The 15,707-nt window shown below is 61.5% G+C and carries 13 protein-coding genes; 7 read left to right on the top strand and 6 right to left on the bottom strand.

What is annotated here, in order from left to right:
- The first annotated feature begins 10 nt into the window (after window positions 1-10).
- Window positions 11-442: a PACE efflux transporter gene (locus ACF8O8_RS11740; protein ID WP_010954313.1), complete on the top strand. Its 432-nt coding sequence runs from the start codon at window positions 11-13 to the stop codon at window positions 440-442.
- 182 nt (window positions 443-624) lie between these two features.
- Window positions 625-2,184: a threonine ammonia-lyase, biosynthetic gene (gene ilvA, locus ACF8O8_RS11735; RefSeq protein ID WP_392509736.1), complete on the top strand. Its 1,560-nt coding sequence runs from the start codon at window positions 625-627 to the stop codon at window positions 2,182-2,184.
- Between the two features lie 114 nt (window positions 2,185-2,298).
- On the opposite strand, the gene ACF8O8_RS11730 is transcribed toward ilvA, so the two are convergent.
- From ACF8O8_RS11730 to ACF8O8_RS11720, 3 genes are all read right to left on the bottom strand, one after another.
- Window positions 2,299-3,480: a hypothetical protein gene (locus ACF8O8_RS11730; protein ID WP_267827555.1), complete on the bottom strand. Its 1,182-nt coding sequence runs from the start codon at window positions 3,478-3,480 to the stop codon at window positions 2,299-2,301.
- Between the two features lie 51 nt (window positions 3,481-3,531).
- The gene (locus ACF8O8_RS11725) at window positions 3,532-4,011 is read right to left on the bottom strand and encodes a VOC family protein (protein ID WP_010954310.1); all 480 of its coding nucleotides are present in this window, start codon (window positions 4,009-4,011) and stop codon (window positions 3,532-3,534) included.
- Window positions 4,012-4,121: 110 nt separating this feature from the next.
- Window positions 4,122-5,741 carry an NADP-dependent glyceraldehyde-3-phosphate dehydrogenase gene (locus ACF8O8_RS11720; RefSeq protein WP_010954309.1) on the bottom strand — a complete coding sequence of 540 codons (1,620 nt, stop codon included), beginning with the start codon at window positions 5,739-5,741 and terminating at the stop codon, window positions 4,122-4,124.
- A 455-nt stretch (window positions 5,742-6,196) separates the two neighbouring features.
- Here ACF8O8_RS11720 and ACF8O8_RS11715 point away from each other — a divergent pair, with 455 nt between their 5' ends.
- From ACF8O8_RS11715 to ACF8O8_RS11705, 3 genes are all read left to right on the top strand, one after another.
- Window positions 6,197-7,351, top strand: a complete 1,155-nt coding sequence (locus tag ACF8O8_RS11715) for a hypothetical protein (protein ID WP_104887713.1) — start codon at window positions 6,197-6,199, stop codon at window positions 7,349-7,351.
- A gap of 73 nt (window positions 7,352-7,424) precedes the next feature.
- Window positions 7,425-8,543 carry a glycosyltransferase 61 family protein gene (locus tag ACF8O8_RS11710; protein ID WP_392509735.1) on the top strand — a complete coding sequence of 373 codons (1,119 nt, stop codon included), beginning with the start codon at window positions 7,425-7,427 and terminating at the stop codon, window positions 8,541-8,543.
- Window positions 8,544-8,590: 47 nt separating this feature from the next.
- Entirely contained in the window at window positions 8,591-9,439 is an 849-nt protein-coding gene (locus ACF8O8_RS11705; RefSeq protein WP_392509734.1) for an AraC family transcriptional regulator, read from the top strand.
- Here ACF8O8_RS11705 and ACF8O8_RS11700 read toward each other — a convergent pair.
- Window positions 9,404-9,985 (bottom strand): LysE family translocator, encoded by a 582-nt coding sequence (locus ACF8O8_RS11700; protein WP_014590819.1) that lies wholly within the window; start codon window positions 9,983-9,985, stop codon window positions 9,404-9,406. The genes ACF8O8_RS11705 and ACF8O8_RS11700 overlap by 36 nt on opposite strands.
- Window positions 9,986-10,276: 291 nt before the next feature.
- On the opposite strand from ACF8O8_RS11700, the gene ACF8O8_RS11695 reads away from it, so the two are divergent.
- Window positions 10,277-11,848: a TerC family protein gene (locus ACF8O8_RS11695; protein WP_010954303.1), complete on the top strand. Its 1,572-nt coding sequence runs from the start codon at window positions 10,277-10,279 to the stop codon at window positions 11,846-11,848.
- On the opposite strand, the gene rarD is transcribed toward ACF8O8_RS11695, so the two are convergent.
- Complete coding sequence (gene rarD, locus ACF8O8_RS11690) at window positions 11,811-12,698, bottom strand: EamA family transporter RarD (RefSeq protein ID WP_010954302.1); 888 nt, start codon at window positions 12,696-12,698, stop codon at window positions 11,811-11,813. The two genes, ACF8O8_RS11695 and rarD, sit on opposite strands and share 38 nt — an antisense overlap.
- 33 nt (window positions 12,699-12,731) lie before the next feature.
- On the bottom strand, window positions 12,732-14,318 hold the full coding sequence (locus ACF8O8_RS11685; protein WP_010954301.1) for a cyclic diguanylate phosphodiesterase: 1,587 nt from the start codon (window positions 14,316-14,318) through the stop codon (window positions 12,732-12,734).
- Window positions 14,319-14,616: 298 nt separating this feature from the next.
- Between ACF8O8_RS11685 and hppD the strand changes: the two genes are divergently transcribed.
- On the top strand, window positions 14,617-15,693 hold the full coding sequence (gene hppD / locus ACF8O8_RS11680) for a 4-hydroxyphenylpyruvate dioxygenase (protein WP_010954299.1): 1,077 nt from the start codon (window positions 14,617-14,619) through the stop codon (window positions 15,691-15,693).
- Window positions 15,694-15,707 lie beyond the last annotated feature (14 nt).

Here is a 15,707-nt window from a genome sequence, read left to right as displayed (position 1 = left end):
GGAGCTGAACATGCAAGGTAAGGCCCGCAAGATCGTCCAGGCCATTCTCTATGAGGCCATCGCCGTCGCCTGTGTGGCGCCCGCACTGGAGCTGGCGTTCGGCGCCGGCATGGCGCAGTCGACCGTGCTGTCGGTGCTGATGTCAGGCATCGCGATGAGCTGGAACATGGGTTACAACTGGGTATTCGAACGTTGGGAAGCGCGCCAGCCCAAACGTGAGCGCACCTTCCTGCGGCGCCTGCTGCATGCGCTGGGCTTCGAGGGTGGGCTGGTGGTGATCCTGTTGCCGCTGGTGGCGTACTGGCTGGACGTGAGCCTGTGGGCCGCACTGCTGACCAATCTGGCGTTGTTCGTGTTCTTCTTCGTTTACGCCTTTGTCTTCCAGTGGGGCTTCGACAAGGTGTTCGATGTGCCGCTTTCGGCGCAGCAGGCCAAGTGTTGACTTTCGGCTGCGAGGCAGGCTAAGTTCCTACCCCAATGAATACATTCCCGCACGTGAACGCCATTATTATTACCGCCATTATCAGCTTGGCGGGCTAGCGCGTACGTGCACCGAACCCGCCCTGGAGGCGGGTTTTTTCTCTCTGACTCTTGGGCAACGTAAAAATAGCCAAGGAGTCATCGATGACCAGCTTCAGTGTCCCTCGTACTACCGTCACCCCCCAGCAACTGCTGTCGGAGCAGGTGCGGCGCATTCTTGCCGCGCCGGTGTACGACCTGGCCATTGAAACGCCCCTGCAAGCGGCCCCGGCCTTGTCTGCCGCCCTAGGCAACCAGGTGTTGCTCAAGCGCGAAGACCTGCAGCCTACGTTTTCGTTCAAGATCCGGGGTGCCTACACCCGCCTGTCGCGACTGACCGATGTGCAGCGTGAGCGCGGGGTGATCACCGCTTCGGCGGGCAACCATGCCCAGGGCGTAGCCTTGGCCGCATCGCATCTGGGTATGAAGGCAACCATCGTCATGCCCACCACCACGCCATCGTTGAAAGTGGAAGGCGTGCGTTCGCGGGGCGGGCACGTGGTGCTGCATGGCGAGAGCTTCCCCCATGCGCTGGCCCACGCGCTGAAGCTGGCCGACAGCGAAGGCGCGACCTTCGTGCCACCGTTCGATGACCCGGATGTGATCGCCGGGCAGGGTACCGTGGCCATGGAAATCCTCCGTCAGCGCCCGGGGGCGCTGGACGCTATCTTTGTGCCCGTGGGCGGTGGCGGCTTGATCGCCGGTATCGCCGCCTACGTGAAGTACCTGCGCCCTGACGTGAAGGTGATCGGCGTCGAGCCGGTAGATTCCAACTGCCTGCAGGCTGCCATGGCCGTCGGCGAGCGCGTGATCCTGCCGCAGGTCGGAACCTTTGCCGACGGCGTGGCGGTGGCGCAGATCGGCGCCCATTGCTTCGAGCTGTGCCGCCACTTCGTCGACGAGGTGGTGACGGTGAGCAGTGACGAGCTGTGCGCGGCGATCAAGGATATCTACGACGACACCCGTTCGATCACCGAGCCGTCCGGGGCCTTGGCCGTGGCCGGTATCAAGAAGTACGTGGCGCGTGAAGGTGTGCAGGGGCAGACCCTGGTGGCCATCGACTCCGGGGCCAACGTCAATTTCGACCGCTTGCGCCATGTGGCCGAGCGGGCCGAGCTGGGTGAGCAGCGCGAGGCGATCATCGCCGTGACGATTCCGGAGCAGCCGGGCAGCTTCCGGGCCTTTTGCCACGCACTGGGCAAGCGGCAGATCACCGAATTCAACTACCGCTTCTACCCCGGGAAGGAGGCGCGCCTGTTCGTGGGCGTGCAGACCCACCCGGTGCACGACCCACGTGAGCAGTTGCTGGCCAGCTTGCGGGAGCAGGGGTACAGCGTGCTGGACCTGACCGACAACGAGCTGGCCAAGCTGCATGTGCGCCATACCGTCGGCGGACATGCCGCGTCAGGGGCTGATGAGCGGGTACTGCGCTTCGAGTTCCCCGAACGGCCAGGGGCGTTGCTGGGGTTTCTGGAGCGGTTGGGCAAACGTTGGAACATCAGCCTGTTCCATTACCGCAACCATGGTGCGGCGCAGGCGCGGGTGTTCGCTGCCTTGGAAGTGCCAGCGGACGAATTGGCGCGCTTGCCGTTGACGCTGGACGAGATGGGGTACCGGTATTGGGACGAGACTGACAACCCGGCGTACAAGCTGTTCCTGGGTTGAGGCACCTGTGCGGCCAATGCACCCTTGTCTAGCCGCTTGCCGCCTGTGTTCGCTGAGTGACCGCCCCGCCCGAAGGGCAGGGCGATCTCCTGCAGGGAACTGCGCGAGTCAATTTCAACGCTCGCGCATGAAAAAGCCCGCAACGAACTTGCGGAACGTTTCCAGGCTTTTGAAGTCGGCGTAGCGCTTGAAGTTCTCGGTATCCGGCTCGGGGCCGATGGGCTGTTCCAGCAGCGACACTGACAACACCCGGTCCTGGTCCGAGGTCAGCACCAGCTCATCCATCACCTGCCCACCGATCACGGGGCGACGCATCTGCACTTTCACCCCTTTACTGGCCATCCAGTCGATCAGCGATACCAATGCCTTGAGCGGCTCGCGCTCTTCATCGCGGTACACCGGGAACAGGTGCGCGCGCGACAGCACGGGCACACTGGCCACATGAATCAGCTCATAGAAATGGCTACCGGCGCTGGTCGGCGAGTAGATCATCAGCGCCAGCAACGGCCCGCTGGTGCGGCTCCCGCCCCAGTACAGGTGATGCCCCTGGAAGTCGAAGCCGTCCTCGCTGCGGTTGTTGAACAACTTGCGCCCTTTTAGCTGGTCGATGCAGTCCAGCAGCAGACCGTGGCGGCGGTGGTTGCCGAACACAGAGGCTTCGCGCAGGCGGGACTTGAGCATCATCATGTGCTTCATGTCCAGGCGGGTTTCCAAGTAGTTGCTGGCGGGCACCCGCTCCAGCAGCGGATAGCGGCTGGCCACGCTGCGCAACTCGGCAAACTGTGTGGTCAGGTCTTTCTTCAGGTGGGTGGCGTAAAGGTTGAGTCCGCTGGTTTCAATCCAGGTCAGCAGCAGTGACAGCAGGCGCTGCTGTTCGCGTCTGTCGTTGCCATCGCCGGCGCCACCGGCCGTGCCAGCACGGAAGTCGCTGATCAGGCGCAAGGGTGTATCGGGTGGCAGCCAGGCGGCGGGTGGGGCGGGGTCGTTTTCACGTTCGGCGGCTTCCCGCTCGTCCTTGGTGAACGGGCAGCCAGGCGCGTGCTCGGCGGTGCCCGGGTTGTTCTTGAGGAAAAGTGTGCCGGTGCTGCCGTTGAGGGTGACATTGAGCACCGGCAAGGCATCGTTGCGGCAGTCGCAAGCCAGCCATTGGTTGGCGTTGCGTACTTTCATCAGTAGCTGGTTGGCCTGTAGCAGGCGCGGGCCGGCGAGGCTGCCGGTGGCAAAGCCGACCAGCAGTTCCTCTTCAGCGGGGGTCAGGCTGCGCACCTGGGTGGCGGTTTTGTCGATGATTCGCATGAAGCAGCTCCAAGCTACGAGCCTCAAGCTTCAAGCAAAGTCGCGCGGCTTTCAACTCGTCGCTTGGCTACCGCCGAACATCTTCGCGGCACGGGCGCGAATCTCGTCGGGGGTCAGGTCCTCTTTGTGGGTGGACACGAACCAGATGTTGCCAAACGGATCTTTCAGGGTGCCGCTGCGGTCACCGTAAAACTGGTCGGTCAAGGGATGTAACTGGATGCCCCCGGCGGCCAGGGCCTGGGCGTAGACCTTGTCGCAGTCCTCAACATACAAGTGCAGGCCAACACCCGCACCGTTGAGCTTCTGGCTGGCGGTGAGGCCGCCTTCCATGTCGCAAGGGTCGCCCAGCATCAGCGACGAATCGCCGATTCTCAGTTCGGCATGGCCAACGCGACCGCCTGGGGCATCGAGGCGGAACATTTCCACCGCACCAAAGGCTTGCTTGTAGAACTCGATGGCCTTGGCGGCGTCGTTGATGGCCAGGTAGGGCGTGATGCTGTGCTGGCCTTCGGGGATGGGTTTGACTGCCATGTTCGACTCTCCTGTGCAATGGGCGCCGAAAGGCGCCCTGTTGCTTAGAGTCGTTCGCCCAGATGGAAAATCGACAGTGACGCTAGATCGATTGTCTATAAGCGCGGCGGTCAGAAGATGTAGTCGGTGGTCAGGAAGCTCGACTGGCGGTTGCGAATGATCTCGCTGATCAGCGCTTTGTTGGCCTCCTGGAAGCGGGTGGCGACCAGCGTCCGGATGGAGAACACACGCAAAGCGTCATCCACCGAGAGCGTGCCCTCGGCGCTGTTCTTGCGGCCGTTGAACGGGTAGGTGTCAGGGCCGCGTTGGCACTGAGCATTGATGTTGATGCGCCCGACCTGGTTGGCGAAGATGTCGACGAGGCTGCCGATGGTGGCCGGGTCGTTGCCGAACAGGCTCAGTTGCTGGCCGTAGTCGGAGTCCAGCACATAGTCGATCACTGTCTGCAGGTCGCGGTAGGGCACCACCGGTACCAGCGGGCCGAACTGCTCTTCGTGGTACACGCGCATTTCCCGGCTGACCGGGTACAGCAAGGCCGGGTAGAAGAATGAGCCGCGGCTATTCCCGCCATTTTCGTTGAGTACGCGCGCGCCCTTTTCCGTCGCATCGGCAACCAGGCCATCGAGGTAGTCGACCTTGCCAGGCTCGGGCAATGGAGTCAGCGCCACGCCAGGTTCCCACGGCATACCGGGCTTGAGCGCCGCCAATTTGTGCTGAAACTTGTCGAGGAAGGCCTCGACCACATCCTCGTGCACGAACAGGATCTTCAGTGCCGTGCAGCGCTGGCCGTTGAACGACAACGCCCCGGTGACGGCCTCTTCGACAGCGTTGTCGAGGTCGACCTGGGGCAGCACGATGCCCGGGTTCTTGGCGTCCAGGCCCAGTGCGGCGCGCAGACGATGCGGGCGTGGGTGCAGTTTCTTCAGGTCGCTGGCGGCCTTGTGGGTGCCGATGAAGGCGAATACATCGACCTTGCCGCTGGCCATCAGCGCGCTCACCGTTTCCCGGCCGCGTCCATAGATGACATTGATCACGCCTGCCGGGAAGCTGTCGCGGAACGCTTCGAGCAAGGGGCGGATCAGCAGTACGCCGAACTTGGCCGGCTTGAACACCACGGTGTTGCCCATGATCAGCGCCGGGATGAGCGTGGTGAAGGTCTCGTTCAGCGGGTAGTTGTAGGGCCCCATGCACAGGGCCACGCCCAGCGGGGCGCGACGGATCTGGCCGAGGGTGCCTTGTTCCAGCTCGAAGCGGCTGGAGCGGCGGTCCAGGTCCTTGAGGGCGTTGATGGTGTCGACGATGTAGTCGCAGGTGCGGTCGAATTCCTTTTCCGAATCCTTCAGGTTCTTGCCGATCTCCCACATCAGCAGCTTGACCACGGCCTGGCGCTGTTCACGCATGCGGGCAAGGAAGGATTCCACATGCTGGATACGCTCGGCCACGCGCATGTTCGGCCAGGCGCCACGGCCTTTGTCATAGGCCTGTACGGCGGCATCGAGGGCGGTAAGCGCGGTCTCGGCATCCAGCAGCGGGGCGCTGCCCAGTATGACCTGATGCTCTTCGTCGCCTTGCTTGAGCCACACCGGGCTGCGCACCGTGGCCAACGGGCCGTCCCAGCGCCTGAGCTCACCGTTGACCAGGTAGTCGCGTTGTTCCAGTGGGGCTCCCAGGCGCCAGGTTTCCGGGATGTTCTCGGCGCTGGGGAAGAGTGAATCGAGCAAACGGTCCATGGGTACTGCACCTCACATCAAAGGGCGGTTTTCAAGTCAGTTGAATCGTTTCAGCTACGAGCATGCACTGGCTGTCGGAAAAACACCAGTCTGGTTCAACATGGCCGCCAATGCCTACCCGGCAAGCAGTCAGCGAACTGAAAGGCGTTGATGCAAGTAGGCTTTAAAGGTTTCTCATTGATAGCGAAGTAGCCAGCGGACGCTTGATGGGCATGGTTATAGCAAAAGTTGTGTTGAGCATTGGTCTGATGCGGGGAATTTGACGCCATGAAACTTGATCAAAAGTCAGCCAGAAGCCGCTTGCCAAAGCGTTTGCAGGCATCTTAAATTGTTACTGAATGTGATAGTAAAGTTTCAAGTAAAACAATAAAAATCAAAGTTTTAAGTGTTTTTGCCGGGTTTTTTCTCTTGTTCCGATTGGCCAACAGTGCACTTCAAAGGACGTCGAAGAAGAAATGAAAAAGACCTTGACGACTGTGGCGCGCAAGCTCCTGTCGCCCTCCCTGCGCTACGAAATCAGGCTGCTGGCCAGCAAAGTGCGAGAAATGTTGGCGCGTGCCTGTCTCTGGCGTTGGGAAGTCGCCAGGTTCCGCCCGCAACAGGAGAGCCCGTACGAAATCCTCTACATCGGCCGCAAGCAGCAACGGGAAATGGCCAAGCTGCTGATCGGTGGCAAGGGCCAGGGCAGCGCCTCGATCGTTGACGGTGCAAGTGCCACGGCGGCTGCCAGCCACGTCGTGGTCATCAGCGAAATGCCCACGTCGGGGTCGCTGTCAGTGCCGCACTACCTGAGCGCCGTGGTGCCGCTGGGGCGCCCACTGGAAGACATCACTGCCCGCTACGACAGCGAACTGCGGCGCAGCATTCGCAAGAACCGGCCGCTTTATCACATGCGCCAAGCCCTTTCGGACGAAGAAATAGCCATGGCCGACCGGGATCTGCTGCGCCCTTATGCTTCGGCCCGTCAGGGCATTCATGCCGCGCAGTTTCCTACCGAAGAGGTGTTCCGTATTGCCAAGAGTGTCGGCCGGCTTGACTTGATCATGCTGGGCGATGAGGTGATTGGCTGCCACCTGGGGTGTGAAGTGGTACGCAGCGGCAAGCGTTACTGGAGCACGTTGCGCTTTGGCTATTGCGAGGCGGTGTTTTCCGATGCGAAGAAACTGCGCGAGGTGAATTCGATCACCACTTTCATGGCGCTTGAATGGGCACTGGAACAGGGCTTCGATTATTACGACATCGGCCTGTGTCTGGCGCGCCCGGACGACGGCCTGCTGAAGTGGAAACGCCGCCGCGGTGGTGATATCGACTCGCTGGGTAACCATGCGTACCTGTTTGTCCGCCTGCCCAAGACCGGTACGGCAAAGTTCCTGTGGGACACGCCGATGTTCGCGGTCGAAGGCGACAAGCTGACGTTGCATCTGGGGCTCCCCGATGGCCCAAGCGATGAGGAAGTTGCCAGCCGCTATCACGAAATGGTGTTTGGTGGCCTGCACAAGATTTATCTCTACGGAGGCAGCGGGGCAGGCGAACCGTTTGTGGAAACATTGCGCAGCCGTTACGCCAGCTTGCAGTCACCGCCCACCATGGAAAGAGTCACGAGTAGTTGAGTAACTGCCAGGGATGCTTTGATCTGGCGCCGGGCGCCGGGCTCCAGTCTTCGTCATCAGGGGGGGACGCTTCATGGGAAGCGACATCTCGCAGTTCAGTGCATCGCCCGCAGCCAGGCAACACACCTGGACCTTGGCCGCCTACCGATACATGGCGCGCAAACGGCTGGGTGGAAAAACGGCGATCGATCTCAAGAGCGTCGCCACCAAGAGTTGGGACATTGCCCCGGGCGAAGCCACGGTTTCACCGCCGGCCATTTTCCTGCCTGGCCAGCTGGATCGGGTGACGGGCTGGGAAGGCAAGCGGTTTTACCCCTACGTGCACCCGGCGCAGACCATGGCGGGAGGTATCCACACGTTGCAAGGGCCAACCCGTGGCTACCTGATCAAGGATGTATGGCTGGTCGATGGGGCATTGTACAAGGGCAAGGCCAGCCACTGGCTGTCACAGAAGCCGACTACCTTCCCGACCATCCTCATCGACCATGAAATCGACCGCGCTGCGATCTACTGCACGCTAAACGGTAACGCCTGGTTCGGCACCTGGCTGATGGAAGATTGCCCGACCTATGCGCTGGCCTGCAACGAGGGCATCCCGGTGACCACCGCCCCCTCTGCCAGGTATCCGCTGTTCACCCAGGCACCGGCCTATGAAGACTGGCTGGACATGAAGCCTTTGCGCCTGCGCAGTGCGTTCTTCCGTGAGCTGGTGCTGTTCGATGACCAGAGCAACAACCGCAGCCGGCATGCTCGCTACCGAGCCATGGGTGACAAGCTGCTGTCGCATGTGACGCACACGCAGCACCCGGGGGTTTTCCTGTTGCGGGGCGGTGATGGTGATCTGCGCCTGTTGCGCAACGAGCTGGAGCTTGCCGAACACCTGCGCACGACCCGCGGTTTTCGCATCGTCAACCCGCTGAAGTCCGATGTGCCGAGTATTGTCGCGGCCTGCGCCGGGGCTAAAGTGGTCATCGGGGTGGAGGGTAGCCAGTTGGTGCATGGCGTGAATGTGCTGCAGGCGGGAGGCTGTCTGCTGACTTTGCAGCCGCCGAACCGTTTCGTCAGTTACTACAAATACCTGACGGATCGTGATCACCAGCATTTCGGCTTTGTGGTAGGCCTACCGGAAGGCGATGGTTTCCGGATCGATATTGACGAGGTGGAGCGCACGTTGGATCTGTTCCCTCGATAAATGTGTAGTATCCGTGCATGGATCAGCGGCGGGCAGGGCAGTAGAGGATGATCGAGGTATCACGGTTTTGGCGCGACCCTGCCTTGCCGTTCGTCGAAGCCCGACAGGTAGGGGACGGGCGCAAGGTGTGCTACGCCGCGCACTCTCACGAGAGTTTCTCCATCGGGGTGATCACGGGGGGACGTAGCACTTACATCAACAGTGACCAGTGCGTTGAGGTTGGGGCGGGTACCACGGTGTTGATGAACCCAGGCGTGGTGCATACCTGCAACCCTGTTGCCGGGGAACCCTGGTCTTACCTGATGCTGTTCGTCGATCAGCCTTGGTTGCAAGCAGTGGGTTTTACCCTGCCCACGCAGACCTGGAGCCGCTCGCCTGTGTTGTATCGGCGGCTGTTGCAGGCCTTTGCCGACCTGTTCGATGCCAGGCTGCCTGATCGCGAAGCCCGCCTGGCGGCCCTGTTTCACGAGTTGCCGGGCATGCTTGGCGGTAATGCCAGCGAGGGTGGCGAGGGCAACCCACGGCTGGATGCAGCGGCAGCGTTCATACGCGCCCATCGCAGTGACCCGCTCAGCCTCGAGGACATCTGCGGGGCTTGCGGCCTGTCTCGGTCCTACCTGATTCGTGCCTTTCGCCAACGCTTCGGCCTGACGCCGCATGGCTACCTGCTAGACCAGCGCGTGCAACTGGCCCGGGCGCAGTTGCGCCAGGGCCGCTTAATTGCTGAAGTTGCACAGGAGGCCGGGTTCGCTGATCAGGCACACCTGCAGCGGGCATTCAAACAGCACCTGGCGGCGACACCGGGGCATTACAGAAATGCCGTCGCTAGCCTGGGCGCTCCTGCAGGAGCCGTGCAAGCCTTAAAGGATCAGGTAAACCGCGCTGGCGACCAGTAACACGGCCAGGCTCCGATTGAGCATGCGCAGGTGGCGTGGGTTGTCCAGGTACTGGCGAATCACGCTGCCGGCCCAGGCCCAGCAGGCTACCGAGATGAAACAGATCGGCCCGTAGATCCAGGTAAACAGCCACAGCAAGTGCTGTTCACCGCCGGTGTAGGCACCCACCCCGGCAACGGCTGCCAACCAGGCTTTGGGGTTCAGCCACTGCATCGCTGCGCCGTGCCAGGCTGAAGGGGCTTGGGTAGGCTGTGCGTTGTTGAGGTTACCGTCGTCACTGGCCAGCTTCCACGCCATGTACAGCAGAAACGCTACACCGCCCCAGTGCAACATCAGGCCCAGCAAGGGCCAGCGTAACAGTAGTTGATGCAGGCCCAGCCCGACCAGCACCAGCAACAGGCAGAACCCCAGCGTGGCGCCGGCCACATGGGCAACGCTGGCGCGCAGGCCATGGCGGGCACCGCTGCCAAGGGCGACGATGTTTACCGGGCCGGGGGAGATCGAGGCCGCAAGGGCGAAGGCGGCCATGGACAGGTATAGGCTCATGAGGAAGATCCGCGTGGTTGGGGAGGCCTTATCCTCGCGTGGCTGGCGTTCTGATGTATTGAACAAAAGTACCTGCGCACAACCCGCGCCTGCAGGGCTAATGGCGATGCAGGGTTGTTACAGGTTTTGTAATAGTTTTGCGCTACTACAGAAACCTGCTGTGCTTGTAGTATCGTTCTCCCAATTTGTTATCAAGGTCTATATGAGCACCTTCGCGGAGCCCCCCAGTCTTCGGCCTTTCTGGCCATCCTTCCCCCGTCCTTGTGACGTGTCCCACGTGAGTACCCACTAATGGAATGGCTAGCCGACCCCACGGCCTGGCTAGGCCTGTTGACGCTTATCGTCCTCGAGCTGGTGCTGGGTATCGACAACCTGGTGTTCATCGCCATCCTTGCCGACAAGTTGCCGCCCCATCAGCGCGACCGCGCGCGGGTCATTGGCCTGAGCCTGGCGCTCATCATGCGCCTGGGCCTGTTGGCCAGCATTTCGTGGATGGTCACCCTGACCGCACCGCTGTTCGAAGTGTTCGGCAAGAGCTTCTCTGGCCGTGACCTGATCATGCTGTTCGGTGGTGTGTTCCTGTTGTTCAAGGCCACCATGGAGCTGCACGAACGCCTGGAAGGTCACGTAACCCAGGCCAGTGGCACGCTGCGCCATGCCGCGTTCTGGCCGATCGTTGCCCAGATCGTGGTACTGGACGCGGTATTCTCGCTGGATGCCGTGATCACGGCGGTCGGCATGGTCGATGAGTTGTCCGTGATGATGATCGCGGTGATCTTCTCGATCGGTATCATGATCGTTGCCAGCAAGCCGCTGACCCGCTTCGTCAACGCCCACCCCACGGTGATCATGCTGTGCCTGGGCTTCCTGATGATGATCGGTTTCAGCCTCACCGCCGAAGGCCTGGGCTTCCATATCCCCAAAGGCTACCTGTACGCGGCCATCGGCTTCTCGATCCTGATCGAGCTGTTCAACCAGCTGGCCCGTGCCCGCCGCAAGCGCAGCCTGCAACAGCACAGGCCGTTGCGCGAACGTACTGCCCATGCCGTGCTGCGCCTGCTGGGCGGCCGCCGGGTCGAGGCTGACGAGGTCGGCGAGGAGATTGCCGACCTGGTCGAGGGCGGCGGGGAACAGGTGCTGTTCGACCGCCGTGAGCGGGTCATGATCAGCGGCGTGCTGAACCTGGCCGAGCGGCCTATTCGTACGGTGATGACTGCCCGTGCCGAGGTTGATGTGATCGACCTGGCGCAACCGGCCGACGCCATTGCCCAGGCCCTGGCCAATTCGCCGTACTCGCGCCTGCCGCTGATCCGCGATGGTCGCGTGGACGAGCCCTTGGGCTTTGTGCACAAGAAGGAACTGCTGAAGGAACTGCTCTCGGGCAGCCAGCCCGACCTGGAAAGCATGGCCCGGGCGCCGTTGAACCTGCTGGAGAGCTTCAGCATCCTCAATGCCCTGGAGCAAATGCGCGGTCAGTCGACCCATATTGCCTTCGTGGTCAACGAGTTCGGTGACTTCACCGGGCTGTTGACCATGACCGACATCCTTGAGTCGATTGCCGGTGAGCTGCCGGATGCCAGTGAGGTTGAAGGCCCGGGCATCGTTCAGGAGGGGGAAGGCTTTGTGGTCAGCGGTGCGCTGAACCTCAGCCAGGTGCAGGCGCGTACTGGCTTCAGCGCCCGTGCTACCGAGGATTACCAGACCCTTGCGGGCCTGGTGATGAGCTTGCTGGACCGCCTGCCGATGGTCGGTGACCGGCTAGCCTGGAATGGCTGGATGCTGACCGTGGAGGCGGTTGAAGAGCGACGGGTACGCCAGGTTCGGCTTACACCGAACGGCGACGCTGACGTAGCAGGTGCTTGAAGCCCTCAAGCACCAGCACCAGTACTGCGGCCCAGATTGGCAGGTAGGTCAGCCACTGATCCGGGCCGATGGTTTCGCCCAGCAGCAACGCCACGCCTACCAGCAGCACGGGTTCGACGTAGCTGAGCAGGCCGAACAGGCTGAATGGCAGCATGCGGCTGGCCAGCACGTAGGCGATAAGCGCCGAAGCGCTGATCGCGCCAAGGATCGGTACCAACACGTACAGCCCGGGGTGTGCTTGCAGGTCAGCACTGGACAGTGGGCTCTGGATCACGAAGTACAGCGCCCACGGCAGCAGCAGGCACATGTCACACCACAGGCCGCCCAGGTTGTCGGTGCGGCAGCGTCGGCGCAGCACGAAGTAGACCGGGTAGCCGATCGTTACCAGCAGGGTTTCCCAGGCAAAACTGCCATTTTGGTACAGCTCGTGGCCCACGCCCAGTGCGGCGCAGGCCACGGCTACCGTCTGCAGGCGTGACAGCCGCTCGCCATATACCAGCCGCCCGGTCAGGACCATGGCCAGTGGCAGCAGGAAGTAACCCATCGACACTTCCAGGCTGCGCCCATGCAGGGGCGCCCAGAGAAACAGCCACAGTTGCACCCCCATCAGCCAGGACGTGCCGACCATGCCGAGCAACAGCACCGGCGTGCGTTTTACCCGGCCCATCAGTTCGCCCACCCGCTTCCAGTCTTTCGAGACAAGCATGAACAAGGTGAGGCAGGGCAGTGTCAGCAGGGTGCGCCAGCCAAAGATTTCTTCGCCATCGAGTGGCTTGAGCAGGGAGGTATAGAAGTACATCACAGCGAACAGGCAGGACGCCATGACCGATGAAACAATGCCTTTTGACACGAATGCCTCGAATACGGGAATTGAGCGGGTTGATCAGCCGCGCATGATCTCAGGGGGCGCATCTTGCGGCAACTGCGTTGCGCCCGGGCGAGTGGCCAGGGCTTCGAGGAACTGGGCGGCCGGCATGGGTCTGGCGAACAGGTAACCCTGCTGGAAGTCCACCCCGTGCGCGGCCAGGTAGTCGCGCTGCAGGTCGGTTTCCACACCCTCGGCAACGATGCCCAGGTCCAGCTTGCCCGACAGCTCGATGATGGTCTCGAGTATGTGCACTGACAGCGCATCGGCGCCGATCATGGCAACGAAGCTCTGGTCGATCTTCAGGTAGTCGACCTTGAATTGCCGCAGGTAGTTGAGGCTCGACTGGCCGGTGCCGAAATCGTCGAGGGCAATCATCACGCCCATGGCATGCAGCTTTTCGAACAACTCAAGGGTGACCGGCGTAGGCTCGATCAGCTTGCGCTCTGTCAGTTCCAGGGTCAGCACCACCCGGCCGGGCGGAAAGTGCTGCAGGAACGTGCGGCAGTCATCCAGCAGGCTGAGGTCGCGGCAGTGGTCAGCGGTGATGTTGACACCAATATGGAAGCCGTCTTCCAACAGGCCGGCATAGGGCGCCAGGCTTTGCGCGGTATGTGTCAGCAGCGCACGGGTCATGGCGACAATCTGCCCGCTATGTTCGGCATAGGGGATGAACAGGTCGGGACGAACCAGGCCTTCGCGTGGGTGGTGCCAGCGCATCAGCACTTCCGCACCGGCCCAGCGGTAATCGCCCTTGCGCACCACTGGCTGAAAATACGGCAGGAATTCATCGGCCTGCAGGGCACGGTCCAGTTCGGCACGCGGTGAGGTGGCGCGGCGAATCTGCCAGCGGCATGCCAGCGCCGCCAGGGCACCCAGTATCAGCAGCAGGCTGAGCAGGCCAGGGTAGTGGCTGCGTAACAGTTGGCCTTGCTTGTCGGCACTGTAGCCGCCCTGCACGCTGAAAGGGTAACGCGTCGAGCCTATCAGCACGTTGGCACTGGCGGCGGCAGGGGAGGCGCCTTTGTGGACCACGCCGTCCTTGCCCATCCAGGCGTCGCCCACGCGGATTTGCAATTCTTCATCGGGGCCGATCAGGCGCAGTGCTGTCAGCAGGTGGTCGCCATCCACCGTGGTGATTGCACCGTGGTCGCCGTCGCTGGCACGGTAGACCAGCAGCGGGTGGCCCGGGGTAACCGAGTTGCCGTCCATCAGCCATAACTTGCCGTCGACGTAATCGCCAGGATTGACCGGTTCTTCGAACTCGCCGAACAGCGAGGAGCAATAAAGGTTGTTGTGCCTGAACAGGTTGGTCGAGCGCACGAAGGCATTGCGGGTAACCTGGGCCCGCAGCATGAGCTGGGCCTGCTCGCATGGGCTGTCAGTCAGTGGAAGTAGCGAATTGGCGGCACGGGACAGGTTGTCGAGGATGTGTTCGACGTGCTCCAACGCCTGGCGGGTGGTGGCGTGGCTGCTGGCCTGCATTTCACGTTCGACCTGCCAGTTCATCACGGCCAGGCCGCACATGACCGGCAGCACGCCGACGACCCAGGGCAAGAGCGTGCGCCAGCTGAGTGCGGCGCGGCGTTTGACGGTAAGGGGCATGCTGATCTGACTATCATGGAGTAAAAACGAGAGGATAGCCGTTTGTCGCCGCGTACGAGCAACTAAAACGCGACAAACCATTTTACGCAATGTAGAATCGATTTACGAATACAACAATAAGGTCCTTCACGTCCGAAGGATCAAGCCCGCCGAGATGGGTCCATATGACATACCATGGGTTCAAGCTGATCATAGGTGACTACCTCGCCCGTAGCGTGCGGGGCATTCCGTGCTCACCGCCGTTCCTGTTCCACATCCCACGCAATCAATAATTTTCGCTGCAGATGAGAACACGAACATGGCTGATATCTTTGAAAATCCAATGGGCCTGATGGGCTTCGAATTCATCGAACTGGCTTCGCCGACCCCAGGCGTACTAGAGCCTGTATTCCAGATACTGGGCTTCACCAAAGTGGCCACCCACCGTTCCAAGGATGTGCACCTGTATCGCCAGGGTGGCATCAACCTGATCCTGAACAATGAACCCAAGAGCATCGCTTCGTATTTCGCCGCTGAACACGGCCCGTCGGTATGTGGCATGGCTTTTCGCGTGCGCAATGCCCATGAGGCTTATGCCCGCGCCCTGGAACTGGGCGCTCAGCCGGTAGAAATCGAAACCGGCCCGATGGAATTGCGCCTGCCGGCGATCAAGGGTATCGGGGGGGCACCGCTCTATCTGATCGACCGCTTCGAGGAAGGCAGCTCTATCTACGACATCGACTTCAACTTCATCGAAGGCGTGGATCGCAACCCGGTAGGGGCCGGCCTGAAAATCATCGACCACCTCACCCATAACGTCTACCGTGGGCGTATGGCCTACTGGGCCGGGTTCTACGAGAAGCTGTTCAACTTCCGCGAAATCCGCTACTTCGACATCAAGGGCGAATACACCGGCCTGACCTCCAAGGCCATGACTGCGCCTGATGGCATGATCCGCATCCCGCTCAACGAAGAGTCATCCAAGGGTGCAGGGCAGATCGAAGAGTTCCTGATGCAGTTCAACGGTGAAGGTATCCAGCACGTGGCCTTCCTGACCGATGACCTGCTCAAGACCTGGGATGCGCTGAAGGGGCTGGGCATGCGCTTCATGACCGCGCCACCGCAAACCTACTACGAAATGCTCGAAGAGCGCCTGCCGGGCCATGGTGAGCCGGTCGACCAACTGCAAGCGCGTGGCATCCTGCTCGATGGCGCCTCGCAGCCCGGAGACAAGCGCCTGCTGCTGCAGATTTTCTCGGAAACCCTGCTTGGCCCGGTCTTCTTCGAGTTCATCCAGCGCAAAGGTGACGATGGCTTCGGTGAAGGCAACTTCAAGGCGCTGTTCGAATCCATCGAGCGTGACCAGGTACGCCGCGGCGTGCTGAGCACAGACTGATCGCCCCTGGAGTA

The sequence above is a fragment of the Pseudomonas sp. TYF_14 genome (assembly GCF_043105275.1).
Classification (GTDB): domain Bacteria; phylum Pseudomonadota; class Gammaproteobacteria; order Pseudomonadales; family Pseudomonadaceae; genus Aquipseudomonas; species Aquipseudomonas alloputida.
This window is presented reverse-complemented; position numbering and strand designations above follow the sequence as displayed.